Genomic DNA, 26,874 nt, shown 5'->3' with positions numbered 1-26,874 from the left:
GTGCGATGATATGCATACTCGTTATGAGGTTGGAGGGAAAAGAGGGGGATTTGCATTTGCGATATGGAAATAAAGCACAGGGTTAATAGCTCATATTACTAATTGAGAAAATGAACGAGTAATATCGAGTCATGGAAATAAAAAACCACTGCTCATCTAATTTGATGTGCAATGGTTTTATTTTATATTTGACTATTTGTTTATATGTGGACCTCAGATATATCCACTTACTCTGTACGCAGCTTCGGTGCAGCATCGGCCGCAGTTGATGATCTTTCCTGCTGTCTGGAAATGGCGAAGAGGGCCACCCAGATCAGGATAAAACCAAGCAGTTGCTCCCATGTAATCAGTGTACGGAAAGCAATCCAGTTCACCAACACACCGGCCATCGGGAAGCTAAGTTCTGCGAGAGTTGCAACAGAGGCTTTGGTTGACGACAGACCTTTGTAATACAACAGAAGACTGAGCAAACCTGGTAACAATGCCTGACCGAGAATGTTGAGGATGACAGCGGTCTGTTCACCCGTTCCGGACGGAAACGTCCATGCTGCGCCTTCGTTCCACGTCATAAAGATCAGGAGCGGGAGAGCAACGACAAAACGAAGAGAGGTGACCGTTTCATAACGCGCCTGACCCAGCATCAATCGTCCCATAACGGTTGAACCTCCCCATAAGGCAGCAGCCCCAAGGGATAACAAGCTTCCAGCATGAATCCAGTTGTCCCAGTTACCTAATGGCAATGTGAAGCCAAATGTAAGCAGGTACGTTCCTGCTAATGCTATGAAGAACAATCCACCGAAGCGACGTGGCAACGTTTCTTTTAATAACAGTTTAGCCAGCACGATAGCGAAGAGTGGTTGCATTTTTTGCAATAAAAGCACCGTATTCGGATCGTTATGTGTTAGTGCCATGGTGAACAATACCGTTGCGAGTGCTGATCCTCCCCATGAGATAAAAATCACGGCAATCCAGTGGCGAGCACGCAGGTTTTTCAGATCAGCCCGAAATTTCCACAGTACGGGAATGGCAATAAGACTGACGATGATATGTTCCACCAGTACAATCTGCGTGGATGTCATTGTATTTAGCAAAATAATGCGGAAGAGTGGGTCGACACCCCATAAGGCGGCGCCGAGAACTACAAGCCAGAATCCGGTATTACTTCGTTCCTTGCGGTAAACAGGTGATGCTGCTGATGTCTTTTCCATATTCAGGACTCCTTCGTCAGAACACGGAATCTTCAGTTGGCAAAATCGACAAAAGCCCCCGTTTTGGTATATACCAAATAAACGGGGGCTCATCCAAGGACATGCGTCAGGAAAGAGGCCTTCCCGTGAACGGCATGTCAATGTGTTGATCTTCTCTCATCCGGACTGTACCGTCGGCCTTGGATTCACACCAAGTCAGTCGCTGAATGTCCTTCGTTAAGAACAATTAGCGAGTCGCGGGCTGGTTCCGAAGAACATCACCGCCGGTTGGGAATTGCACCCTACCCCGAAGATCCTATTCAATTATATAGTGTGTTGAACAAGCTGTAACATTAATAAGTTCATCTTATTCCTGTAAGCGCTAGCAGTTCAAGCATTTTTTTTAGAAAACGATTTTCCAGCTTCCTTGCTGTCTGCGAAGGAGCACGATCTGGCCTGCGTGATACGCATCATGGAGTACCCAGCGAGCCAGTTCGTGTGCCCATTTCTCTTCGGAGTCCATATATGCGGCTTCAAGATCAGACTCTTGTAGTGCAGCTAATTGATCTCGCAACTGCTGGGCTAATCGAGTTGTACCCTGCATCAGTGTATTCCAACCAGCTGCATCCGTTGCATCTCCCGGATTCCCAAATGTGTATTCATTGGAGTCTACAGCAGGAAGGGTAGGCTCCTTACCTTGCATGCGACATAATAAGCGATGGTTGTAATAATACATATGGTTAACCAACTGCCAGATGCTTAATCCCCCTGAGGGTGGAATCCAGGCTGCTTGTTCTGCTGTAAGGCCCTCCAAGGATTTCGACAAAGGTACAATCCAATTACATTGATCCCAAGTATCATCCTTTTGAATAAGTAACACATCTAGTGCTGTTGTGTTCGTCATTGCCTTTTCCTCCTTGCGTATAATTGTGATAGGTGATGTAACTAGCTAAAACTGATTAATGAGGTTACACTTAATATAACACATCAAAGATGAGTTGTAACCTTCTTTATTTACTTAGATGGTTACATGAACGGAGGTATATGTATGGACAGATTATGGACCGATTTTGTAAACAGCGATTATCACGATTGGCGTGGGGGAGATCGATCGGAGGACAGACTTGGGAAGGCGAACTGGCAGCAAGATTTTCTGGAACGATGGCAACTTAACGCTTCTGTCCCTGCATCTCCAGAAGAGGAGTTGTCGATGAGAAATTTCAGGAATGAATTGATAGCTCTTGGAGCCCGCTTATCTTCTGGAGCATCATTAACGGATATAGAAAAACAATGGTTGAACGGCGTTATGGAATCAGGGCATGTGAGAAGGACATTGACTACAATTGATCAGGAACTGAAACTCAAACTGGTAGCTGTAGAAACACATTGGCATCAGGTTATGGCTGAGGTAGCTGCTGATTTTGCCATGACTTTGGTGGAGGGAGAAGGCGGCAGGATTCGGATCTGTGATAATTCGGATTGTCGCTGGATGTTCTATGATGATACCCGAAGCAGAACACAGAAGTACTGTGATGATAAGATGTGTGGCAATCTGATGAAGGTCAGAAGATTTCGGGCGAAACGCAAATTCCAAAATTGATAAATACTAACAATAACTATATAATGTATATATACTAGCGAAAAAATAGTCAGAAGCAGTACAGATTCGTAAGCAGGATGTGATCGTCTTTCAAACCAAAATAGATGGGAGATGTTTCTTGTGCGGACAAGTTATCTGTTGAAAAATGGCTGTGTGTTGTCGATGGATGCTAAAATTGGACAGTATAAGAGGGCGGACGTTCTGATTCAGGATTCACTGATCATGGCGGTTCAGCCCGACCTGGATATTCCGGATGCGGAGATCATTGATGCTTCATCGATGATTATTATGCCTGGGCTGGTGGACACGCATCGGCATATGTGGGAATCACTTGTCAAAACAGCGGGAACCAACTGGTCGTTACCAGTTTATTTGCAAAATCTCTATTATGGTGCGATGGGAAGCAAGCTCCGCCCACAAGATAGTTATATTGCCAACCTGCTCGGTTCCTTGGAAGCGCTTAACGCAGGAGTGACGACAGTAATGGATTGGAGCATGCCATATTCCCCTGACCATACGGATGAACTGATTCGTGGACTTCAGGATGCTGGCATTCGGGCGGTATTTGCTCACGGATTACCTGGTGAGACGGACTACTGGAATCGGGATAGTCAACTCACGTATTCGAATAATGATGTGAGAAGAGTCAAAGAACGTTATTTTTCATCACGGGATCAATTGCTTACTTATGGGCTTGCCATTCGTGGTCCGGAGTTCAGTCATTGGGATACAACCGTGAAAGAGATCGAGCTAGCACAAGAACTGGATGCGATCTGTTCCATGCATGCCGGATTTGGCAGTTGGGGATCTGTGGATCGCTCGATTAGCCACTTGTACGAAGCGGGACTCTTAAGTCCACGGGTGAATATCGTTCATGGCAACACCATGGGCATGGATGAATACAAAATGCTGGCAGATAGCGGCGCTTCCTTGTCGGTCACACCTGAGGTTGAAATGATGATGGGGCATGGATATCCAGCCACCGGCTATTTTCTTGAACATGGGGGAACACCTACACTTGGTGTAGATGTGGTGACGTCTACAGGCGGAGATATGTTCTCGCAGATGAAGTTCGCACTTCAAGCTGAACGATCCAGAGCCAATGAACAACTTTTGCAGCAGGGTGAGATGCCTGGTGAGTTGAACTTGCAGTCCAGCCAAGTGCTGAGATTTGCAACTTCAGCTGGTGCCCAAGCGTTGGGATTGGAGCAGAAGGTGGGTACGTTGACCCCAGGGAAGGAAGCGGATCTGATCATGATTCGTACCACCGATCTGAATATGTTCCCCGTTCATGATCCAATCGGCGCTGTTGTGCAATTTGCCAATCCATCCAACGTGGATACGGTCTTTGTGGCAGGTAGACTTGTGAAGCGAGAGGGTAAGCTGTTGAATGTTGATCTGGATGCGATTCGTCATGCGGCGATGCAGAGCAAAGATTATTTGTTAACCCAATACCGGATGTCAGATGCAGAGAGAATTGCTTTCTCATAATTTACTTTTTCATAAAAACCTGAAATGAAGTCAGTTTGTATTTTTATATACACCTCTACCTATAGTAAGAAATGAAGGGCCGCATAATGATATGTGGCTCTTTTACATGCCTTCATATCGTGGAATTAGACAGGATAAGGGAGGAAGATACAGCGGAAAAAGACGAAAAGAGCTCTCTTTTTCTTAACTTCAGATAACAATGAACCAAAGATGTTTTTCGCGGGAAAATAGGCTCATAAAAACTGCGCATAATATAAATTATACGCAGTTTTGTTTTAAATCCATTTTCATATTCAACCACGTGCAACAGATCATGATAAATTTCGCGGAAAAAGAACAAAATAAGTGATCTACAAAAATAAATTTAACCAAGCAACGCGATAACGTGTAGAATTCGATAGGTTTTTATAGGTGATCGATAAGATAGAACAAATGACTTTTTCATAGAACAGATGGGAAGCCATCCAATCGCTGCTACATCCATAGCACATATTGCACATTCAAGATTCATGACGAGAGGAACATGACTATGCGTGAGAACAAACAACGATCTTCATTATTTCGTAAAAAACCAATTGCCTCCGGGGGCGATAACAGCAGTGCATTGAAACGGGCGCTTGGTCCGTTGGACTTAACCACACTCGGGGTAGGTGCGATTATCGGCACAGGGATTTTTGTGTTGACTGGTGTAGCTGCCGCAACGTATGCCGGCCCGGGACTTGTACTGTCATTTTTACTGGCAGGTATCATATGTGCATTCGCGGCATTGTGTTACTCGGAATTTGCATCAAGCATACCGGCATCGGGTAGTGCGTACACGTATAGCTATACGGCTTTTGGTGAAGTTATTGCCTGGATTCTGGGATGGGATCTGATATTGGAGTATGGTTTTGCTAGTGCGGCGGTAGCCAGTGGCTGGTCTGGATATTTCCAAACGTTATTGTCCGGATTCGGACTGGAGTTACCCCATGCGCTAACGAGTGCGTTTAGCCCGGAAAAGGGAACCTATTTTGACATCACAGCTGCGGTCATTACGTTAATTATCACTTTTCTGCTTACCCGAGGGGTGAAGGAGGCGGCTCGTGCGAACGGCATCATGGTAGCGATTAAAATTATTGTTGTGCTGATCTTCATTGGTGTAGGTGTTTTCTATGTAGAGCCAACTAACTGGCAGCCATTTTTGCCTTTTGGTATCTCAGGTGTAACAGCTGGAGCAGCAACCGTATTTTTTGCTTACATCGGATTTGATGCGGTCTCCACAGCGGCAGAAGAAGTTAAGCAGCCACAACGGGATTTGCCGATTGGAATTATTGCGTCACTGGCAATCTGTACCGTTCTCTACATCGTTGTATCGTTGATCCTCACAGGGATTGTGCCTTATAACATGTTGAATGTAAGTGATCCAGTTGCGTTTGCATTTGAATTTGTTCAATTGAAGGGATTGTCTTGGATTGTATCTCTTGGAGCGATTGCCGGCATTACGACCGTATTGCTGGTCATGATGTATGGTCAGACACGTCTGCTCTATTCCATGTCTCGTGATGGCCTGCTGTCACCTGTCTTCTCCAAAGTTAGTGGCAAGAGTCAGACACCAGCGGTAGGGACATGGGTTGCGGGCATTATCGTGGCTCTGTTCTCCGGGTTCATCTCGTTGGGACATTTGGCGGAGCTTACGAACATCGGAACGTTGTTTGCTTTTGCAGTTGTAAGTCTGGGCATTATCGTATTGCGTAAAAATAACCCGGATCTCAAACGCGGATTTCGCGTTCCACTTGTGCCACTGATTCCGATTCTGAGTGCCTTGGGTTGTGTATACTTAATGACACGCCTTGCAGCGCTGACATGGATTACGTTTTTTGCTTGGTTGATCATCGGATTAATTATCTACTTTGCGTATGGAAGGCATTACAGTCATCTGAATCCGGCACGCCGGATTGAGAGTGCTTTCAGAGCAAAGGATAAATAGATTAGTTGAGAACGTCTTTAACCGAGAACATCTTCATTTTTCCTCATTTCGTATCGCTTAGGCGAAGCGGCATGGGGATTTTTTTTATATAGAAAGATAAAGGAAGATAACAGCAGGGGAAGGTTGGAATTTTCTTCATATATGGGTAAGTAATAAGGGACGTAACCAACTTAATCATGGGGCGGGGTTGCGGCTAAGCCAAATATGAAATATATTTGGGGATGTGACATGCCATCAGACATAAGAGAGGGGATGTATCATGAACACACCATTACATACGAATTCAGATCATCAAAATGCAGCTTTTGGATTTGCATTAGCTGACTCATCCGTACTTGCAGAGGCACAATTAGTTGTTTCACAATCAGGAGGTGCAGGTGACCTACAGTTAGATATTGATCCGCAGCGCCTTCTGAAGGATGGACGTAAAGTATCTGTCATTGCACAACAGTTGGATTCACCGGTCAATCGTCAGGATGCCAATATCATCTATGGTCAGGAGCTGGCATACGTGCAGTATGCTGTTAACCTGAAACCGGATAGCTCAATCTCCATTGCATCTATTGAAGGCGTTGAACAGTCTGTTAATCTTAGTTGGGCAGCATTTACAGAGGGGGAATACGAACTTCGAATCTCCCTGCATATGAAAACACCTCGTATTGCTGAAGGTACACTCGAACCAGAACAACTTGCAATGGTTAAGTATGCGCAAGTTATCACCGTATATATATCGCTTTTCCCGGCAGATGCAGCGTCGTTGAGTTCCCCATCTCAAGCTGTGTGGAGCAGAAACCATCATGTGTTTGACTCCTACGGCAGAGGAGGATTTATTCTCGCTGACCTGCCTCGACTCGCTGAACGTGTAGAGGCACTGATAGGACCGGGTAACCATAATCTGATCGAACAATTTGCTGAAGGAAACTTGTCGGATACTTTGCTGGATGAGGGGCTGATGGCGATCGCCTGGGGCGTGACTCCGTGGTGTTATTCACTCTATTCTGCACCAGATGAGCAGTCTGCTCGAATACTCGCCGTGGACAAGCTGGGCGATGAACCTGAACGGCAAGGGATCTACCGTATTGATCCGTCCATTCAGCAATTAAGTATCGTACCTGCGAATGAGCTGGCTTATTGGCCTGCCTGTGTGCAGAATGATTGGCCTGTTATTGATGTGGCGGGTGAAGGCGAGACGTTGCATATGGATCTGTATACTCAGATCTGTGAATCCGTGAATGGGTTGCACGAGAATCCATTGCCATCGTTTGTACTTACTCGCAGTCAAGGCAAACCCGAAACGATCATTCCACTAATTGACGTTGTCATTGTGGATGAAGCCTAGGGGCTCTGTTCAGCTTAAGAAGGTTGTTCTGTCATCGCAGTGCCCGTGTAAATAATCTTAGTCAATTTATAAAGAACCGAATTGAGGTGACGTAGACAGATGATGACCGAGGAGATTCAGGAGCAATATGCGGACGAGCTAGAAGCTTTTCACATATGGATGAAGGACGCCGGATATACAGGCCATACGGTAAAATCATACACCGGTGACGTGGTGGAATTCCTGGTCTCCATTCAAGGAAAGTCACTGGAGCAGGTCAAAAAGCTGCATGTGTTGTCTTTTCTGTCCCGCGCGCGGGAGCGTGGGGTTAGTGATGCCACGAGAAATCGCAAACATGCGGCGGTGAACTGTTTTTACAAGTCCCTCATTGAACTCGAATTGTTAACGAATAATCCGGCGTTTGGGATCAAAAAATCCAAAACCGAGAAAAACCGTGCGCCTGTTTTCCTTGATGAAAGTGGGCTGACACGTTTTCTGGAGTCGGTAGAAGGCAAGTATCGTACACGTAATCTGGCTGTTTTTCTACTGATGGGATATATGGGATTACGGGTTGGAGAAGTGCATGCTCTGGATTGCAAAGACTATAATGCGGAGCGGCGTACATTAGATGTATTTGGTAAAGGTCGTAAATGGCGCTCACTCCCTGTACCGGAGACTGTGGCAAAAGTATTATCTCAAGCGATGGCTGAGCGTCTCGATCCTTGGCGGCCAAAAGAGGAAGCACTATTTGTCTCGCAAAAAGGGAAGAGACTGTCGATTCGCAGCATCCAGCTCATATCTACGGAAACCTTTGAACGCTTCCAGCAGGAATCACCAGCCAATCAACGTCAAAACTACTCCAGTCATAAGCTGCGTCACTCGTTCGCGACCATGATGTTACGGCGTGGAGCCGACTTGCGTACGGTACAGGAACTGCTTGGTCATGCATCGATTCAAACAACAACCGTGTACACACACGTCACCAGTAGGGAGAAAGAAGAGGCTATGGCTCTGCTGGACGTAAAACTTCCGACATATTAGAAGAAAAAAGCCAATATTTAATCCGAAAAGTAGTCTGTCCAAGTGACAGGCTTTTTTTGTTATTGATTTGGATGGTGGATATTTAAACATAATTAATATTATGTAAACTAATATCTGAAATCTAAATAGGCCTATAATAGAAATCAAACAAAAGAACCATTCGCCTCTTCTCTTTAGAAGAAACAAATGGCCCTTTTGGCTAAGACAGATATCTTAATTTACAACTTTTAACGTGCTGAATCGTTCACGATATGAATGATTGCGCGATTGAATTACTCGAGTCCAGCGATCTGTTCTTTTAATTTGTTAGCAGAAGCCTGGAAAGCCACTTTTTCGGTTTCATTCAACGGAAGAGGCAGAATTTCGCGCACACCGTTGCGATCGACAACACATGGAACACCCAGATAAACATCCGATACACCATTGTAATCTTCAAGGTACGTGGATACGTTCAGAACGGAGCCTTCGTTGCCGAGAATTGCAGCTACAATGCGGTCCAGAGCAAGGGCGATTGCATAGGAAGTCGCTCCTTTGGCATTAATAATCTCATACGCTGCATTTTTGGTACGGTCGAAGATATCCTGTTGTGTTTCTTCATCCAATTCCAGATCTGTTCCTGCAACGTTAGCCAGGCTCCATACCGGTACTTCGGAATCTCCATGCTCACCAATAATGTGTGCGTGAATACTACGCGGGTCGATCCCTTTATTTTTACCAATCAGGTAACGGAAACGTGCGCTATCGAGCAATGTACCTGAACCGATGACACGGGAAGCAGGCCATCCACTTTGTTTCCATGAAGTATAGGACAAAATATCTACAGGATTGGTTGCAATCAGTAAAATACCATGAGAATTCACTTCAGTAATACGCTCAATAATATCTTTGAAAATGCTTGCATTTTTCTTCAGCAGATCAATCCGGGTTTCGCCCGGTTTCTGGGAAGCACCCGCTGTAATAATAATGATATCTGCATCTTTGCAGTCGGAATAATCGCCAGCCCATACTTTCACGCCTCCCGTAAATGGAAGACCGTGGTTCATATCCAGCATTTCGCCGGTTGCTTTATCATGATTCACATCCACAAATACCAACTCGGACGAACGCTGTCTCAACATTAGCGTGTATCCCGTTGTTGTTCCCACCGCACCCATGCCTACAATCACGACACGACTTGGTTTCAGAGCTGCACTATTTGTCATGTTCAATATCCTCTCCTTTTTGGGTTATACTCCCATCCATATTAAGGGATTAGAGAATATAAAGCGAGTGTTGTCTATAAAATAGTTCACATTTCATGTCTTTTTACCAATTATTCCGTCGAAAAACAGTTTAGGATGAAATTAATGGTAATAAATGTGCGACCTATAGCCCAGAGTATGAGCTGGAAAAAGGGAGCGGGCCGACCATGAGTGGGCAATGAGCCTTTTACATAAGGTTTGTGGTAGAATAGGAGCAGTGGATTCTGATGAATCGTAAATAAAAACGCCATAGGACAGGCATGCGCGCCTGTATATTGGATGAGAGAGGTGGAACCCACTTGCGTTCGCAATGGATTAAAATCGCGCAGACAGCATTGCTGTCTATAGGTATAGCAGCTGTATTGGCTGCATGCACCGACTCAGATCAACCTCCGGTAGCAGAACCTCCGCAGCAGCAGGAGGACGCCGGGAATACAGGGCAGACGTTAACTGTCGTTCCCCCTGTGAATAGTACAGAATCTGCAGACATGGCCAAGTACCAGATACAGACCCGTTTGACCGATTTTCAGTTGCTCAATGACAACGGAGGATTGGCGTGGGGGGTGACGCGGAATGCGCTGCGCCTGTACTACACTCAGGATCAGGGAAAGACCTGGACCAATATTTCACCTTCGGAAAATGTACAATTTCCGGCTAACCCTAAATATGGACAAAGCATTTATTTTGTAGATCGTGCGCACGGTTGGATTGTTCGTGAAGGTATGGGTGGAACAGATACCATGGTGCTTCGCACCAACAATGGGGGCGTGACATGGAGTCTGTCTTCTCTGTCCAAGACGGATAAAGTGACTGCGATCTCATTTGTATCTCCTGAAAAAGGCTGGATTCTCACCACGGTCGATACCGCTATTGGTAAACAGGACAAGAAACTTTACTTTACCGAGGACGGTGGAATTACCTGGAATCGGATGTCTTCCAGTGATGAAGATGGCAAACAGGAAGCAGAAGAGATTTCCAAACGTGGATACACCACGGGCATGACTTTCTCGGATCCAAAGCATGGTTTCTTAACAGCGCTGGAGTTCGGCACACCGAAGTTGTATGTAACATCAGACGGCGGAGAGAACTGGAATACTGGACCATCCTTCTTTGATCGAAACAAATTCAACGGGTGTGGTAATTTCAGTGTTAGTTCACCACAATTTTTTGGACGTGAAGCGCAGTCAGCCTGGATGTCAATGTCCTGTTCTCAAGGGGAGAGCACAACATTCAATGGATTCTTTACCACCGATGGCGGTAAGAGCTGGAAGCTGTCCAATTTCACTTTAAACAAACAAACAGGTGCGAATCGTAACCTTTCACCAGTATTTCTGAACGCATCTGAAGGTTGGGCGATGCAAAAGGGCATAACCTACCACACCAAGGATGCGGGCAAAACGTGGAGTGCTCTTCCTGCAAGCAGTGTACTGGAGAAAATTCTCGAAGACTATCCTGAGATTGTGAAGATGCAGATGGTTACCTCCAAGCTTGGCTGGATACTGGTTGAAAATACAGATGCCAAAAGATCGTTGTTATTGCAAACGGTGGACGGCGGTGGACATTGGAAAGTACTCTAAAGTAGAGTGTTATCGATGTGAATAGATAGGAGAAAGGAGAGGAGCCTAAGGGGTTCCTTTTCTTTTTTTGCTTAGTTTGTGAAATAAATCACAAATAAATATGTTAGAAGGTGATATATTTAACTCAACAAGAGAAGGAGTGATGAAGATGAGAACCAACGGTCAAACTCAAATCACGCAGGCGGATGAATTAACCAGATATATGCTTCAATTATGCTACACATGTGACGATGCGAATCGTTGTACAACAGAGGAAGCAGTGAAGGCTTGCATGGCAGAACACGCACAGGCAGACCAACCCGAACCAGCCGAAGGTGGAGATGTAACTCGCGGGTATATGGATCTAATGTACGCTTAGGCTAATGATACACGGATCAATCACGGAGAACGCTCCTGCGGGAGGGTTCTTTTTGATTTGGAGAGAAATGTATGCGCTTTTAAATTCACTTCGCAAATATTGCAGCATGGGTTATTATAGAAATAATTAAGGTAAATTACTCAAAATGTGGAATTGTTTTATTGAATCTTAGTTTGGAGGAAGGTGACATGGATAAACGTAGTATTTATTAAACCAATGGCTTGTTTTGGGATACCAAAGGACAACTTTTGTCATCCACAAATGTGTTGCTGCAGAAGAGAATAGAATTGTTTTAAAAAAATGTTACTTTAATGAATTAATGCAACTGCAAAATGATGATTTTGCCACTAAAGCAAAGATGCTCCCTGCAACCTTTGTGATAAAGGCACGAAAACTATAGGGGCATGAAGTTAGTATAAATGAATTGAATCTACTTGGAATTGAATTTACGAATTAAAAGGAGAAATTAACTTGCATAGATTATCCTCAGAAAATTCCGGACTTATTGTTTCTGCTCATTTTGATACATTACCTGCGTTAAATTCTTTTTATATTGATTTTGAGGATGGAGAAACAATTAATGTAGAAGATGGGTACGCTACCAAGCAAAAGCGCTTATTTCGGGTTCATCATAAAGATGTGGATAACATGATTTCAAGTGTAGGTGAAAGTAATTTTTTTTCATTACATCGCGTGTTCCTAAGCTACTATGAAGCGCACTCTAAATTAGGACACCTTTGGAGTCATCAGGTTACTAAAGAAGTTGTACAAAAGGGGGAGCATATTAATATAAGCGACATAGAGAATGTGCTAGAAACGAAAGATGTTCAAATCGCTGATTCAAGAGCTTTGAAGTATGCAAATCATATCATGAACAAAGGAAAAGAACATTACGTAGAAGCAAATTCATTTCAAGAGTATTTATGGGCAATTCAGATGACCGAGCTTCTTCGAACATATAATTTGTCCGCATTTGAAAAAGTTACGATCAATAATAAAGACATATTCAATAGTTCTTATCTGTTTAAGGGTGCAATAGTAAAAAAAGAAATTAGCATAGTACTGTATGAATGGGCTAACTTATATAGTTACACACAATCTGATTTTATTAAAAGGCTAAGCAATATTCTAGAGACCATAAATATGGATATAACTCGAAACAAAAGCTTATATGATAAAAAGTCTATCAGACCTGAAGTAAACCATTTGGTATATTCGCTAGATAAACAAATTCATAGTAATTCTCATTATAAGGGGTGCTTCTTTGGTATGTTTAATGCTTCTGATTTATTTGGCCCTTATTCACGTCACAGCAGTCACCAAATCAAAAGTATTAACGGAATAAACACACAAGAAAATGTTAGTTGTAAAGATATTGTTACAGATTGGAGAAAAAACGGCATATTTCCGACCGATCAGCAGTTTACTAAGTTATTCAAGCTTTGGTACTTCATCACTTCTTACTTGGTAATTAACTGGTTGAGACTTCCTCATTTCAACAAATGAATTAAGCGCTATTTAATCCATAGAACTAACACTCTACAATGAATAAAAAATTTGAAGGAGAGTGGCTAATGAAGATTAATCGAAGATATTACTATGTTAATAAAGTAATCGCTTGTGTTCTGATACTTGCATTCATCATTACGACATGTGCGGTACCTGTAAACGCTGAGGTAGAGAATGTGGAGACAACGCCCTCCAGGATTGCGTTGTCTTCGCTAGAGGAAACAATAGATTCATATGTGGCTACTAATCAGAAGAATACCGCTGCCGTTTCGGTTGTAGCTATCAAGAACGGTGAGACTATTGTGAATAAGGCCTATGGATACGCAGATATTGAGCAACAGAGAAAAGCAGACACCTCTACTGTGTTTGAATGGGGTTCAACTTCTAAACTATTGGTTTGGACGAGTGTTATGCAGCTTGTAGAACAGGGAAAGCTTGATTTGGATACCGATATTCAGGACTATTTGCCGGAAGGATTTCTAAAGAATCTTGAATACGATGCTCCCATTACCCTAATCAACCTTATGCATCATAACGCAGGATGGGAGGATAGATTGATCGATTTATGGTATTCATCCGAGAGTGATATTGTGGAATTAGGTGAAGCTTTACAAAAATTTGAACCGAGGCAGATCGATAAACCTGGGAGTGTCGTTGCTTATTCAAACTATGGTACGGCTATGGCTGCTTACATCGTTGAATTACAAAGCGGACAACCCTTTTACAAATATGTCAACGAACATATATTTAAACCGCTGAATATGAAAGACACTTCGATTCACCCGTCACAGTATGATAATTTAAACGTCTTGAAACGAAGAAACGAGATTCAGGGGTACACTACGAATCTGAAACTCATCTCTAAGAATAGAGCATACATAAGCTTGTACCCTGCGGGGGGCGCCATGGGCACAGCAGAGGATGCAGCTAGATTTCTTGCAGCCTTAATGCCGGTGGATCGTAGTAATTTATTATTTGCGAACAATGACACCTTAGACGAGATGCTGTCAACAAGTCTATATTACGATGGGACTTCAACTCCACGAATTGCACATGGCTTCTTTGAAGTGGAATACTGGGTGCCTGCACTGGAACACGCTGGAAGTACGGCGGGATTTTCAAGTAAATTTGTTTTTGACCCGGAATCTAATTTTGGGTTAGTAGTCATGACAAACCAGTCAAATGAAATGGCTTATAACGTTGGTCTTGTCCAGAAGGTGTATGGAAGTAGTTTCAGCACGAATTCAGTTGAATCTGAGAGTGGAGGATATTATCTGCCTGCGCGACGGGTCGTTTCCGGTTTTACAAAGGCATATTCGATGTTAAGTCTGCAGAAGTATACAACATTTGAGCTTAGTAACTTTGCAAATGTTGTTGAGAGTAACGGTGCTATTGAGAAGGCCTCCATTCCTTATAATGACTTTTTGCCCGTATCCAACTTAACGATAAACTTGATCAAAGCATCTTTTATTGCTCTTGCAATTGCGATCCTGCTCAGTTTGAGAGCGATAATTGGCTATTTTATTCGGTTATCCAAATACAAATTAAACAACTGGGAAAGACCCGGTACAGGGTTCGATAAATATCATATTGTCATTAATATCGCCAGTCTGGCATTCATTTTGAATACGATCCTATTGTTCATGCGCGCCTTAGGCTTCTCCCCCTATTCTTCATTGCGCATACATCTCATCTTGAACCTGGTTTATGTGATTCTAGCTGTGGTGTATCTTGTCTTGTTGTTCTACAAACTGCTGAAAAGAAGCTATAGTAAAAAGCAAAAGGCGGTATACATCATGTCTGGCATGTCGGCTTTCCTATTTGCTGCTTTTATTATGGGATGGGATTTGTACTTTTAGAGCTTAATTATCGACGAGAACATGATCAGAAAGAGCATGAGATAGTAGAAAGGATGAAACTATGAATATTCAGGATCTCCCAATTGAAATAAAAGAACATATAGGGGAAGTCCAGAAAATCACTTTTCCTAAGCAAGGTCATACTTCTACTGTGGCTATACTGGATACGTTTGATCAAAAGTACATCATCAAGAAGACAGAAAACGATCTTTATAATGAATGGTTATCCGATGAATATAAGGTGCTCCAATACCTTTACCATACGGGACTCCCTGTTCCAAAGGTATATTCATTTCATACTGAGAACACATCGAGATGGCTTCTGATGGATTATATTGATGGAATAAGTTTAAGAGAATTTCTCTCTAAGATGCCTGACCTCCAAAGTAAAGAAAAAGCGATTTTTAACTTTGGGCTTTGTTTAAAGAAAATACATGAATGCTCTTGTCCTGTTGAATTATTGAACAATGACAGTCCTTGGTTAGATACAATGCTTAATAAAGCAGAATATAATCTAACTCACTTTGCTGTAGACGGATCAGCAGAGCTACTTCAACAGTTGAAAGAAGCAAGACCAAAACCAATAGAGAACACTTTCATCCATGGAGATTTTACTATAGATAATGTGCTAGTTAATGATTGCAATATTGTTGGAGTTATTGACTGGGCAGGAGCAGCTTATGGCGATCCAAGATATGATGTAGCATTAGCCATTAGACCGAAACATAATGCTTTTGATAATGAAAGAGATAGAGAAATATTTTATAACGGGTATGGAAAGTTAAGAATAACGGATGAAGAATATAATTACTTTGAAGATGGGATATATAACTTCTTTTAGTGTGCCAATAAATTGTTCTTCAAACGTATATTAATCTCTCTAGAAGGAGTTGAATAAATGAGCCCTCCAAAACATATTTTATCTGCCGCTGCTATCGTGATAAACGACAAAAATGAATTATTACTTATTAGAGGACCACGAAGAGGATGGGAAATGCCAGGTGGTCAAGTAGAAGAAGGAGAATCCCTAAGTCAAGCTGCGGTCAGAGAAACGAAAGAGGAGTCCGGAATCGACATTGAAATCATCAGATTCTGTGGAATATTTCAAAATATTGAAAATTCAATATGTAATACATTATTCCTAGCCAAACCAATAGGAGGAGAATTAATCACATCATCGGAGAGCTTAGAGTCTGGTTTCTTTCCGATCGAAGAAGCCATTTTAAAAGTCGAATGGAAAAACTTCAGAGAAAGAATAGAGTATTGTTTAAAATCTGAGATGCAACCTTTTTGCATTGAGTTCAGTGATAAGAATAATATTTAAGCGTGTTACATATTACAGTGTATTCTCTAAAATTACCTTTAATTGCAGATTCATCATAGATATGGGTCTAGGAATAAAGCCGAATATGACCCAGTCAAGAAAGGTAGGGAGGCCAAAGTTTGAGTTCAGGAAAGAAATCTAAACGGCTGGACACTGTTCGTAGTCTCGTTCATGAAATGCTTCTTGAGGAAAGTATTAACAAGGAAGGTATGTTGGCTCATCTTTATGGGGTTTCTAATTTCGCTTCCATGCTTGCTATGAAAAGAGTACAGGATTCGGAAATTACTGCGATTGCAGGGTTACTCCACGGTTTTTATTTCTACAAAACAGGAATCGAAGACTTTCCTGGTCGCAGTGCTGAAATTTTTACGACAGATGAATTGTCTATCATTCTTAAGTCAATCTTCTATCAGGAAGATACACATCTAGTTCATGGCCCATATGAAGAAGTTATTAAAGATGCCATACTGTTTCAGATATACTTCCAGAATCCAAATAGAAACTTATCAAAGGCAGAGATAAGTAGAATACAGAATGTATTTACTGAATTGGGGATTTCGAAGGAGAATATAAAAGCAGACGTTAATGTTAATGTGCAAACAGTTCACATAAATACTGAAGAGCGGCGTTCTAAGTTAGCTGATTTCGCAGAAACGCTGGCAAAGCAAAATATTATTGGTACTTCAGGGGATCAACGATATCAGGAAATTTGCAGGTATTGGCCGGATTCTGATATCTGTAAAGTACTTGAAGCCAATTGGTGTGCCGCATTCGTATATCATTGTTGTATGAAAGTTGGAATAAAACTCCCTATTAGATATCCTAATCGAATGTATCGATTAGCTGGGGTGGGTGCTTGGTTAGACTGGGCTCAGCTAGCTGAAACAGGATTCTTTTATCGGGATATGCAAGAAGGATTTGAACCAGAGCGTGGTGATATAGTCATTTATGAGAAGCTCTTAACGGATAATTCTCACGATCACATTGGAATTGTTTTGGCCTGTGACGGTGATCAATTATTGGTTGCAGAGGGGAACACAGACAATAAAAACTACTCTAGCGTTTTATACAGAGAAAGAGGACATTGTATTCTCGGATATATCCGTGTAGATGAAAGCTATCAATTTAATTTTCAAGGAGAGTATAGACCAACTTAGTTGATGTACATGGGTGTGCTAGTTTATGTATCTTGAGGCTATGAATTTTATATCAAAAACATAGGAAGATCAATTCCAGGAAGGAAGTTCAATCTATGAAACGAGTCGATGTAGTTTACTCACTACTAACCAATCCATCCAAGTCTAAAGTGCTTGCCGTAATAAATGTAGGGCGTTCAAGCTGGTCGCTGCCTGGTGGAGCTGTTGAAGCCGATGAAACATGGGAACAAGCAGCAATCAGGGAAGCCAAAGAAGAAACAGGGCTTGATGTTGGCGTCCACGGTATTGTAGCAATAAACGAGTGTAAATTTGAAGAAATCAATGAACATGCCATTTTTATCACATTCAGAGCGGAAATCGTCGGAGGGAGAGAAGAGATATCAAGACCAGACGAAATCTCTGAGATTGCATGGTTGGATATAACACGGGCAGATGAGCTTATGCCTTACTACAAGAACGGCTTTAAAAGCTTACTTAATGGCAATGAGATTACATATTTCAACGAAGGTAACAAGTGATGTTCTGAATGTGGTGTATAAAGGAGACTATCAGATGAACAAGTACAGTGTTTATGAAACAAACAGCTTTTATTGGGATACAAAAGGGAATGACTTTTTGAGAGCAATTGTGCTTCCACATTATGGAGCATTTATCTCAGAAGAAAAACACCAACTTTTTGGAGATGTCTCAGGATTAAAGATGTTAGAGGTGGGCTGTGGAAATGGTCAATCCTTGCAGTATCATGGGGATCGCAAAGCAGATGAACTGTGGGGGATGGATATATCCCAGAAACAGATAGAAAAGACACAACAACTCTTGAGGACTTACGGTATTTCTGCAACATTGATATGTTCACCCATGGAAGAGGAATGTGGGATTCCTACTAATTATTTTGACGCTGTGTATTCGATTTATGCCATAGGTTGGACAACCGATCTTGAAGGTACTTTCAGCCGAATCGCTTCTTATTTAAAGAAAGATGGCATTTTTATTTTCAGCTGGTCTCATCCAATTCATAGATGTGTCGTTGAAGAAAATGATAGATTTGTTTTCAATAAGTCATATTCTGCTGAATCTTGGTATGCGGTGTCTCCTGATTTTTGTCAGGGAGAATTAGTTTTAACTGATCGTCAAATATCAACCTATGTCAACGCTCTAGCAAAAGCGGGATTTGTCATTGAACAAATGATAGAAGAATCTGATGAGGATATCATGCAATTACATAATAATAGCGATAGTCTCCTTAAAAGAGCGAAGATGTTACCTGTATCCTTTGTCATTAAAGCAAGAAAACGGTGATTAAATGAAATGAATCGGAGAGTGGGCTATGTTTAAATATCAAATGGATACTGCTACCTATATATCACTATTGGCAATGAAAGATGCACCCCAATTATATAATCTGATCGATCGAAACAGGGATCATATAGGAGCGTGGTTGAAGTTCCCCAGTATGACATTAACAGAAGAGGATTCAAGAAATTTCATCAAGGGAACACGTATACGCTATGCTCAAGATGATGGTTATTGGTTAGGAATCTGGTGTGGAGACGAGCTTGCTGGTTCTATTGGATACTTGTACATTGATCAAGAAAACAAGAAGACTGAAATAGGATATTGGCTTGGTCAGGAATATGAGGGTAAGGGACTTATTACAAAATCGATTAAAAATTTAATTGATTACGCATTTGATGAACTTGAATTAAATAAAGTTGAAATTGGCGTAGCAACAGATAATCTCAAAAGCCGCGCAATTCCTGAAAAATTAGGCTTTCAACGTGAAGGTGAATTAAGGGATTACGAATATATTAACGGTGCATATTTAAACAGGATTATTTATGGGTTGAAAGCAGATCAATGGAGAACGTAATAAATCAAAATTTATTTTAACTCAAGGAGCGAGTTATGAGAAGATTACCGCTTTTTATAGTGACAGGCGCAAGTGGAACAGGAAAAACAACGATCTCTTCGCTTGTTCGCAAGCAACTTCCCGAATTTGACGTCTTTGATATGGATATCATCGATAACGTGGATTGGCAGATTGCCAAAGAGAATTGGTTGAGGATTGCGTATAACATATCGCTAAGTGGACGAGGGACTGTTTTATGCGGAACGATGGTTCCGGAAAACATTGCATCGTCGGATTACATAGATCGATTTGATCGGATTCTATATATGAACTTGCATTGTGACGATGTTACTCGCGAGACGCGTTTAAGAGCCCGTGGGTGGGACGAGAACCTGGTTGAAGATCACAAGAATTTTGCCAATTGGTTACTCCAGAATTCGGAAACTGCGTTTGACCCGCCAATGCAAACAGTTGATACGACAGAAGTTACAGTAGAGGGAGTAGCTGAACAAATTAAAGAATGGGTTTTAAAGAACTGGTGTGTTGAATGAACATTTAAAAGACATCTTGATGAGACGAAGGAGGTCACGAATTGTTTCTCAATGTATTACTTTGGTTGATTATTCTCTGGGTGATCTCCCTTTATTTCAGTTTCCCTAAGAAAGATCGCATGTACACAGTCAATGTGCCAAGCGCATATTACATTCAATCTTCAAATCGGTTAGATATTCAGAAAAACTACGAATGCGCTGCATTTTCCAGTGCGTTTGTCTTGAGACATTTCGGTTTGGAGTCCAACGGAACAAAGCTTTATGAAACCTATCCTCGCAAATTACTGGATGGGACGGTATATCCCAAAGCGGTCGTTGTTTTTTTCGGAAAACTAGGATATCAGGCAATGTACTTACGAGGAAATGTGAATACGTTGAAAAAACAGATCAGCCAAGGTGTGCCTGTTATTTTATTTATTAGAGTACATCCCAAACAACGTTATTTACATTTTGTTCCCGTCGTTGGTTATGATGAAACGCATTTTTACTTGGCAGAATCGTTAGACCACAAGATTAATTGTAATGAAGAATATTACAATCGAAAAATCAGCATAAATGAACTCAACATGTTATGGAGGTCGTGGTTACCTTTTTCTCAAAACTCCTATATCGTCGTACACCCGATGCAGATTTAAGACGGCTCTCTTTCAAGGGACAAGATATATTTCTTTAAACGAACTAATCTGCTTTATTCGGAACGTCTGCTTAGTTAAACCAAGCAACTCATGCCCAAATGGCATGAGTTTTTTTGAACAAATCTCCTCACGTAAACCAGCTCGACTCAATTAATGGTTTTGAACAAAATAGATCAAACGTATAGGCAGTTGCTACTGATTTTATTGTTTTACCTGATAATTAGCGGAGTTTTTTGGTTAAAATGGTTGTTCGTCCACGCATCTTTTCATCTACATACGTACGTTAAACCATGTCTATAGGGAGGTGTCCACACTGTGAGTCATTCAGAAGTGAAGAAACGTATGAAGAGAAAAAAAGCAACATTCCATCCGTGTAAAGTTAAAAGAAAAGAACGCCGATTGAAAGTGGTCAAAAAGTTCGTTCAAGTAAAATGTCCGCCTCCAGAAGTGAATATATCTACCCCTACTGTCGTTGGCCCAACAGGACCACAAGGTATACAAGGCGTACAGGGCGTACAAGGTATTCCAGGTAAACAAGGGGTTGAAGGGCCAACTGGAGCTCAAGGACCAGCAGGGGGGCCACCTGGTCCACAAGGGCCTCAGGGACAGCCTGGTCCTGCTGGAGCGGTAGGTTCTCAAGGTCCGGTCGGGCCTGCTGGACCTATGGGAGCACAGGGGATTCCGGGAGAAGCAGGGGCCGTAGGGCCACAAGGTCCGCAGGGTAATCCTGGACCTGCCGGGGCAATTGGGCCTCAAGGTGTTGCTGGAGCTGTTGGGCCGACGGGTGCGACAGGAGCTGCAGGAGCAGTAGGCCCGGCAGGCCCAGCCGGTGCAGCAGGAGCGGTAGGCCCAGCAGGGCCAGCCGGTGCAGCAGGAGCAGTAGGCCCGACGGGTGCGACAGGAGTAGCTGGTCCAGCTGGAGCCACGGGAGGTACAGGTGCAACAGGAGCAGCCGGAAGCGTACTGGGATTTGCTGACTTTTTCGCACTGATGCCACCTGATAATGCAGCAACGGTTGCTCCCGGTACTGATGTAAGCTTTCCTCAGGATGGGCCGACAAGTGGAACAACTATCGCCCGTACGGGGCCTAGTTCATTCAATCTGGCAGCCATTGGTACGTATCAGATTTTGTTCCAGGTGAGCATCAATGAAGCCGGTCAATTAATCTTAACTCTCAATGGGGCAGATTTGGCTCCTACTGTAGTTGGGCGAGCAACGGGAACGTCTCAGATTGTGGGTATGGCTTTAGTGCAGACAACCGTGATTAATTCTATTCTGACCGTGCGGAACCCGGCTGGTAATGCTACTGCATTAACAATCACGCCACTTGCGGGCGGAACAAGACCTGTATCGGCACATCTTGTGATCACACAATTAGCGTGAATCAGTTAACAGGCTAGCTAATTGTCCTCAGCTTTATTAAATATGCATCCACAAGGGTAACATGGGTTTGCTTGAACTGAGATAGCAGTGCTTTACCTGAGGCTGTTATCTCAGTTGGAGCGGATAATGGTACAGGAGTAACTACATATCGGATACTCTTTTTGTTTGCGAGGAATGGTGAAAACGTCACTACTAATTATTTTTTCAGTTGATAATATGATAAAATATTGGAAAAACATCAGAGGTGAGTACATGAAGAATGGACACTGGAGAAAAATTACATGGGTTGTTGCGGCATTATTATTAATCATGGTCACGGCTTGCAGCAATAGCAAATTCAATCCAAATGAATTTTCAGAACAGGATCTGGCTGTGACGAAGACCGACAGTGAGGATAAGATTACGTATGGAATGAGTCAGGAAGAGACGGAGAAAATTCTCGGCGAGGGAACATCAACCGGTGTGGGTCAATCCTATCAATACAATAAAGGGATCACGATTGGCTATAGGGATGCCAAGGTCGTTAGTATAATCCTGAATAAGGATTCGAAAGGGTACTTTAAGACGGCTCGCGGGGCAGAGGCGGGGATGACACATCAAGAGATTCTCGATCTGTATGGCAAGGAACATGTTTTGGTCGAATCTGAACGTAATATCGATTATGCCTATCATATTCAGAAGGAAACATTCCTGGATGAGAAGTCGCTGCAAGCGGAAAAAGATGATCTGGCTATCTATCGTGCATCGTTTATGCTGACAAAAGAGGGACAGGTTAATCAGGTTATATTGTCGGATCAACGATTTGCAACAACCTTTAAGTAAAACAGGGCTGCTAGTTAAGCATGTATTAGATAATGAAATAGTACTTATTTTTCGTCTGAAGCAACCCTTCGGTATTCTGCCGGAGGGTTTTTCCCTTCACATCGTTGGATTTCAATCCGGATAACAAGTTCCTTGTTTACGTGCATATACATTACAGGAGACGGGTCAAGACTCCGGCTGTCCTAAGTTGTATGAACGGAGGGAGAGACATGGGCATTGAATCATCCTGGATGTTTGATTTGTTTGGAACCGTCTTTCCGGTTGTATTTGTTCTGATTATAGGTATAGTCCTTCTGTCGATGGGAAAGGAGGTATGGAAGTGGGGACGCAACAACTCGGAGCCGCTATTGACCGTGCCTTCACGTATCACCAGCAGACGGATGAAGATGAGTCAGTCGCAATCTGAACCGGGTAGTACAGCACGAACGTTATACTACGTCACCTTTGAAGTAGAAAGTGGAGATCGGCTCGAATTCAAAGTCAATGGCGAAGAGTATGGTTTGTGCGCTGAGGGGGATGAAGGACGGCTCTCGTTCAAAGGAACGCGTTATGTAGGCTTCGAGCGATATAATCGCGTATATTCTGAACGCCTACGGGGTTAAACTGAGCAGCTTGCGCCAGAATGGCGTGAGCTTTTTTTGATTATTTACTGGACAAGCGTTTCTTAATGGGCCTAACGTGTTTTTATATAAGAAGAGGCTTAATGAGATTATGATCAAAAGATCATTACCATAGAGGAGGCAATCAATATGTCATTTACAGATCAGGTCGTTGTTGTAACCGGTGCCGCTCAAGGGATAGGACGAAGTGTGGCTGAAGCTTATGCGGTCGCTGGAGCCAAAGTTGTACTTGCCGATCACAAGGAAGCCGAGGGTGCCGCAGCCGCAGCTTCCATTCGTAATGAAGGCGGAGAAGCCATCTTTGTCCAATGTGATGTTCGGAGCGAGCAGGATATTACGAATCTTTTTCGGACAACCGTGGAAGAATTCAAACAAATTGATGTTTTGGTGAATAATGCAGGACTCGCCAAATGGAAATCACCCTATGAGCTGACGCTGGAAGAATGGGACGATGTACTCAATACCAATGTGAGAAGTTGCTTTTTGGCGAGTCGGGAAGCAGCCAAACATATGAAAAGCAATGAACACGGGGGTGCCATTATCAACATGGCTTCTACCCGTGCACTGATGTCTGAGCCGGATACCGAAGCTTATGCCGCATCCAAAGGAGCGATTGTAGCTCTGACACATGCGCTGGCGGTCTCACTGGGCAAGGACCAAATTCGGGTCAATTGTATCAGTCCGGGATGGATTGAGACAGGAGACGTGGAGAAATTGAAAAAGGAGGATCATGAACAGCATCCCTCCGGTCGTGTGGGTGTTCCTTCGGATATCTCCCGTGCTTGTCTATATTTGTCTGACCCAAGCAATACCTTTGTCACAGGGACCAACCTCGTTATTGATGGAGGCATGACCCGAAAAATGATATATGAGGACTAGAACCGGGATTGACTCGGGCAAGCCCTAAGATTATCCAACATAAGAGTAATAAGCCCAAGTTAAGCACTTGGGCTTATTTGTTTTTAATAACTCGGTTGCTATAATAAATGTGATTTTACAACAGTAGAGGAATGGAGGGAGTATATGTTCGGGAAACAATCCCGGAAGGTATTTTGGCTGTTACTGCTGATCGGAGGGATGATAATGATAGGGAATGAGTCACCTGCTGAAGCAGACGGCGCAGATATACGGGCGGCCTGGGTATGGCAGGCACAGTCTGTTAGCAACGGAGATGAGCTGTTGGCCAATGCAGCTAAACATAAGATAAACAGGCTGTACGTGAATGTAGACATGGCGCTGTCCAAAGAGGTATACCAGACGTTTATAGCCCAAGCAAGCCGTGCAGGTATTGCGGTTGAAGCGCTGGGAGGCGATCCATCCTGGGCACTCAGTGGCCGTGAAGGCCCCATGCTCAGATTAGCGTCTTGGGTAAGTGATTACAATCAAGCTGCTGAGCCCAACGAACAATTTGATGCCATACATCTGGATATCAAGCCCTATGTGTTACCAGCCTGGAAAGAAGATGCTAAGCCACTGGTACAATCCTGGGTAGCCAATATGAATCTGTTATTTGAGCAAGTGAGACAGGATGGCGCAGTTGCAGTGAATATTGACCTGCCATTTTGGCTGGATTCCTATACCGTCACAGGAAATAGAGTTTCTGAGGATGCAGATAACGAACCATTGTCACGTTGGTTCATTGAACAAGTGGAGCATGTCACTTTACTCGCTTACCGTGATAACGCGCAAGGGAACAATGGTATCATACGTTTGATTGAACAGGAAATGAACTGGGCAGATGCCAGCAATGTGAGCGTGACGGTTGGGTTGAACACCAAGCCCATGCCTGGCGAGGAGTTCACGTCATTTGCCGGGAAAGGTGCAGCACAACTGGAAAGTGTTATTGAAGAAGTTGCCTCCGCATTCGGCGAGCATAGTTCCTACGCAGGTTCTGCTGTACATGACATCGTATACTGGGGACAACTGGAGCCCTCGGAACTGCCATCACCGGAGACTCCATCCAATCAGCCAGAGATTCGGGGAACGTATATCTGGGAGGCCTCTCAGGTGACGAATGACGGGGGAGAGCACATACTAGCATTTGCTAGAGAGCAGAATATTAACTGGTTGTATGTCAGGTTGGACCTGGATCAACCCTATTCCAGCTATCGCAGTTTTGTGAAACGGGCAAAAGCGCAGGGCATTGAGATCCATGCGATGGGTGGACATCCGATCTGGGGTAAGAAGGAGAATCGTCCACGCATTAAGCGCTTGATTGATTATGTGAAAAACTATAATGCCGAATCCGAGCCGGATGAACGATTTGAAGGCATCCATCTGGATATTGAGCCTTACACATTGCCAGAGTGGGAGAATAGTCGGGACACCTTATTGACCGAATGGGCTGCCAACATTACATTTTTCCAGGAAGAAACAAAGAAGGATAGTGATCTCGAAACAAGCGCAGACCTTGCTGTATGGTTGGATAGCTTCGCGTTGCCAGGAAAGGATACATCTGTGACTGAATTTATGATCCGTACACTCGATCATGTGTCGCTGATGGCTTTCCGTAACAACGCCGAAGGTTCCAATGGGATTGCTGCTGTTGTGAGTCAGGAGATGGAGATCGCGGATCGTTTGGGAAAAAGGTTAATGATTTCGGTAGAAATGAAGCAGAACCACGAAGGTCCTCATATTTCTTTTTATGAAAAAGGGGCAGCGGAGATGGAACTTCAGCTTGCCAAGCTTCCGGATCTGCTGGCCGAACATCAGGCTTACCAAGGTAACATTGTTCATGCCTATGATTATTGGATTGAAGCCAAGCCTTAAACAGGCGAGTATTATAAGAAACGAGTTGCTTCGGGACTTCACCTTGGGTGAGGTTCCGGGCTTTTTTTTATGGAAAAAAGATGGAATCGTGTCACCGAATGGGCTCCTGCACAATACGATGTACGGTGATGAACAGCTGAAACAAGGGAGGAAACAGACTATGGCTGTTATTAAAGCCAACTCAGAGGACGTCAAGCTGCTGGCTAGGCTCATGAGGGCAGAGGCTGAAGGTGACGGCGATCAGGGTATGTTGCTTGTGGGCAATGTAGGTGTGAACCGGGTGCTGGTGGATTGTCTGGACTTTAAGGATATTCGCGATATCAATCGTATGGTATTCCAGAATCCAGGAGGCTACGAGTCAACACAGAAGGGGTACTTTTACCAACGGGCAAGACAGTCCGAGATTCGTCTCGCACAACGGGTGATCAATGGAGAGCGCATCTGGCCAGCGAGCAATTCATTGTGGTTTTTCCGACCTGTGGGCGACTGCCCACCAACGTGGTATGACCAGCAAAATACAGGACGTTTCAAAGCGCATTGTTTCTTCAGTCCGACAGGCGATGACTGTCCGGAAGTATATTAAATTTTGGGAGGAATCACCATGATTAATCAGCCTT

The 26,874-nt window shown here is 43.3% G+C and carries 26 protein-coding genes and 1 riboswitch; of the genes, 23 read left to right on the top strand and 3 right to left on the bottom strand.

Annotation, left to right across the window (positions count from 1 at the left end; translation table 11 throughout):
• Positions 1 to 227: 227 nt before the first annotated feature.
• On the bottom strand, positions 228 to 1,208 hold the full coding sequence (locus NST38_RS17485) for a DMT family transporter (RefSeq protein ID WP_047843351.1): 981 nt from the start codon (positions 1,206 to 1,208) through the stop codon (positions 228 to 230).
• 144 nt (positions 1,209 to 1,352) lie between these two features.
• Positions 1,353 to 1,506, bottom strand: a riboswitch (FMN riboswitch).
• 84 nt (positions 1,507 to 1,590) lie between these two features.
• Positions 1,591 to 2,091 carry a DinB family protein gene (locus NST38_RS17480; RefSeq protein ID WP_036673799.1) on the bottom strand — a complete coding sequence of 167 codons (501 nt, stop codon included), beginning with the start codon at positions 2,089 to 2,091 and terminating at the stop codon, positions 1,591 to 1,593.
• Positions 2,092 to 2,235: 144 nt separating this feature from the next.
• Between NST38_RS17480 and NST38_RS17475 the strand changes: the two genes are divergently transcribed.
• From NST38_RS17475 to NST38_RS17455, 5 genes are all read left to right on the top strand, one after another.
• On the top strand, positions 2,236 to 2,787 hold the full coding sequence (locus tag NST38_RS17475; protein WP_076250283.1) for a CGNR zinc finger domain-containing protein: 552 nt from the start codon (positions 2,236 to 2,238) through the stop codon (positions 2,785 to 2,787).
• A gap of 120 nt (positions 2,788 to 2,907) precedes the next feature.
• Complete coding sequence (locus NST38_RS17470) at positions 2,908 to 4,278, top strand: amidohydrolase family protein (protein WP_445933718.1); 1,371 nt, start codon at positions 2,908 to 2,910, stop codon at positions 4,276 to 4,278.
• 529 nt (positions 4,279 to 4,807) lie between these two features.
• A complete protein-coding gene (locus NST38_RS17465) occupies positions 4,808 to 6,244 on the top strand; it encodes an amino acid permease (protein WP_076250287.1) in 1,437 nt (478 codons plus the stop codon).
• 259 nt (positions 6,245 to 6,503) lie between these two features.
• Positions 6,504 to 7,583, top strand: coding sequence for a hypothetical protein (locus tag NST38_RS17460; RefSeq protein WP_076250288.1), 1,080 nt, complete (start codon positions 6,504 to 6,506; stop codon positions 7,581 to 7,583).
• A 99-nt stretch (positions 7,584 to 7,682) separates the two neighbouring features.
• Positions 7,683 to 8,603, top strand: a complete 921-nt coding sequence (locus NST38_RS17455; protein ID WP_047843346.1) for a tyrosine-type recombinase/integrase — start codon at positions 7,683 to 7,685, stop codon at positions 8,601 to 8,603.
• Between the two features lie 272 nt (positions 8,604 to 8,875).
• On the opposite strand, the gene NST38_RS17450 is transcribed toward NST38_RS17455, so the two are convergent.
• Positions 8,876 to 9,805 (bottom strand): L-lactate dehydrogenase, encoded by a 930-nt coding sequence (locus NST38_RS17450; RefSeq protein WP_036613729.1) that lies wholly within the window; start codon positions 9,803 to 9,805, stop codon positions 8,876 to 8,878.
• Between the two features lie 338 nt (positions 9,806 to 10,143).
• On the opposite strand from NST38_RS17450, the gene NST38_RS17445 reads away from it, so the two are divergent.
• The 18 genes from NST38_RS17445 to NST38_RS17360 all read left to right on the top strand — a co-directional run bounded on the left by NST38_RS17445 (position 10,144) and on the right by NST38_RS17360 (position 26,840).
• Positions 10,144 to 11,421 carry a WD40/YVTN/BNR-like repeat-containing protein gene (locus NST38_RS17445; RefSeq protein ID WP_179087842.1) on the top strand — a complete coding sequence of 426 codons (1,278 nt, stop codon included), beginning with the start codon at positions 10,144 to 10,146 and terminating at the stop codon, positions 11,419 to 11,421.
• Positions 11,422 to 11,569: 148 nt separating this feature from the next.
• Positions 11,570 to 11,779: a hypothetical protein gene (locus tag NST38_RS17440; RefSeq protein ID WP_051447324.1), complete on the top strand. Its 210-nt coding sequence runs from the start codon at positions 11,570 to 11,572 to the stop codon at positions 11,777 to 11,779.
• Positions 11,780 to 12,250: 471 nt separating this feature from the next.
• Positions 12,251 to 13,285 carry a hypothetical protein gene (locus NST38_RS17435; RefSeq protein ID WP_076250292.1) on the top strand — a complete coding sequence of 345 codons (1,035 nt, stop codon included), beginning with the start codon at positions 12,251 to 12,253 and terminating at the stop codon, positions 13,283 to 13,285.
• 68 nt (positions 13,286 to 13,353) lie between these two features.
• Positions 13,354 to 15,147 (top strand): serine hydrolase domain-containing protein, encoded by a 1,794-nt coding sequence (locus NST38_RS17430; RefSeq protein WP_179087843.1) that lies wholly within the window; start codon positions 13,354 to 13,356, stop codon positions 15,145 to 15,147.
• 61 nt (positions 15,148 to 15,208) lie between these two features.
• On the top strand, positions 15,209 to 15,988 hold the full coding sequence (locus NST38_RS17425) for a phosphotransferase family protein (protein ID WP_076250294.1): 780 nt from the start codon (positions 15,209 to 15,211) through the stop codon (positions 15,986 to 15,988).
• Between the two features lie 57 nt (positions 15,989 to 16,045).
• A complete protein-coding gene (locus NST38_RS17420; protein WP_076250295.1) occupies positions 16,046 to 16,471 on the top strand; it encodes an NUDIX hydrolase in 426 nt (141 codons plus the stop codon).
• 119 nt (positions 16,472 to 16,590) lie between these two features.
• Entirely contained in the window at positions 16,591 to 17,628 is a 1,038-nt protein-coding gene (locus NST38_RS17415) for a CHAP domain-containing protein (protein ID WP_256719990.1), read from the top strand.
• Between the two features lie 95 nt (positions 17,629 to 17,723).
• Positions 17,724 to 18,146: an NUDIX hydrolase gene (locus tag NST38_RS17410; RefSeq protein ID WP_076250297.1), complete on the top strand. Its 423-nt coding sequence runs from the start codon at positions 17,724 to 17,726 to the stop codon at positions 18,144 to 18,146.
• A gap of 34 nt (positions 18,147 to 18,180) precedes the next feature.
• The gene (locus NST38_RS17405; RefSeq protein WP_101313677.1) at positions 18,181 to 18,927 is read left to right on the top strand and encodes a class I SAM-dependent methyltransferase; all 747 of its coding nucleotides are present in this window, start codon (positions 18,181 to 18,183) and stop codon (positions 18,925 to 18,927) included.
• Positions 18,928 to 18,955: 28 nt separating this feature from the next.
• On the top strand, positions 18,956 to 19,498 hold the full coding sequence (locus tag NST38_RS17400; RefSeq protein WP_076250299.1) for a GNAT family N-acetyltransferase: 543 nt from the start codon (positions 18,956 to 18,958) through the stop codon (positions 19,496 to 19,498).
• A gap of 35 nt (positions 19,499 to 19,533) precedes the next feature.
• Positions 19,534 to 20,028, top strand: a complete 495-nt coding sequence (locus tag NST38_RS17395) for an AAA family ATPase (RefSeq protein ID WP_076250301.1) — start codon at positions 19,534 to 19,536, stop codon at positions 20,026 to 20,028.
• Positions 20,029 to 20,069: 41 nt separating this feature from the next.
• Positions 20,070 to 20,663: a C39 family peptidase gene (locus NST38_RS17390; RefSeq protein WP_076250303.1), complete on the top strand. Its 594-nt coding sequence runs from the start codon at positions 20,070 to 20,072 to the stop codon at positions 20,661 to 20,663.
• 315 nt (positions 20,664 to 20,978) lie between these two features.
• Positions 20,979 to 22,046: a collagen-like protein gene (locus NST38_RS17385; protein ID WP_076250305.1), complete on the top strand. Its 1,068-nt coding sequence runs from the start codon at positions 20,979 to 20,981 to the stop codon at positions 22,044 to 22,046.
• A 252-nt stretch (positions 22,047 to 22,298) separates the two neighbouring features.
• On the top strand, positions 22,299 to 22,868 hold the full coding sequence (locus NST38_RS17380; RefSeq protein ID WP_076250306.1) for a hypothetical protein: 570 nt from the start codon (positions 22,299 to 22,301) through the stop codon (positions 22,866 to 22,868).
• Between the two features lie 209 nt (positions 22,869 to 23,077).
• Positions 23,078 to 23,470: a DUF2500 domain-containing protein gene (locus NST38_RS17375; protein ID WP_076250308.1), complete on the top strand. Its 393-nt coding sequence runs from the start codon at positions 23,078 to 23,080 to the stop codon at positions 23,468 to 23,470.
• 147 nt (positions 23,471 to 23,617) lie between these two features.
• Positions 23,618 to 24,367, top strand: a complete 750-nt coding sequence (locus tag NST38_RS17370; RefSeq protein WP_076250310.1) for a glucose 1-dehydrogenase — start codon at positions 23,618 to 23,620, stop codon at positions 24,365 to 24,367.
• Between the two features lie 204 nt (positions 24,368 to 24,571).
• Positions 24,572 to 26,257 carry a hypothetical protein gene (locus tag NST38_RS17365; protein ID WP_143781233.1) on the top strand — a complete coding sequence of 562 codons (1,686 nt, stop codon included), beginning with the start codon at positions 24,572 to 24,574 and terminating at the stop codon, positions 26,255 to 26,257.
• Positions 26,258 to 26,417: 160 nt separating this feature from the next.
• Positions 26,418 to 26,840 (top strand): cell wall hydrolase, encoded by a 423-nt coding sequence (locus NST38_RS17360; protein WP_036613979.1) that lies wholly within the window; start codon positions 26,418 to 26,420, stop codon positions 26,838 to 26,840.
• Positions 26,841 to 26,874 lie beyond the last annotated feature (34 nt).

This window comes from Paenibacillus sp. FSL H8-0104 (assembly GCF_038050215.1).
GTDB lineage: Bacteria > Bacillota > Bacilli > Paenibacillales > Paenibacillaceae > Paenibacillus > Paenibacillus amylolyticus.
Note: the sequence above shows the minus strand (reverse complement) of the source record. Positions and strands in the feature narration are given on the sequence as shown.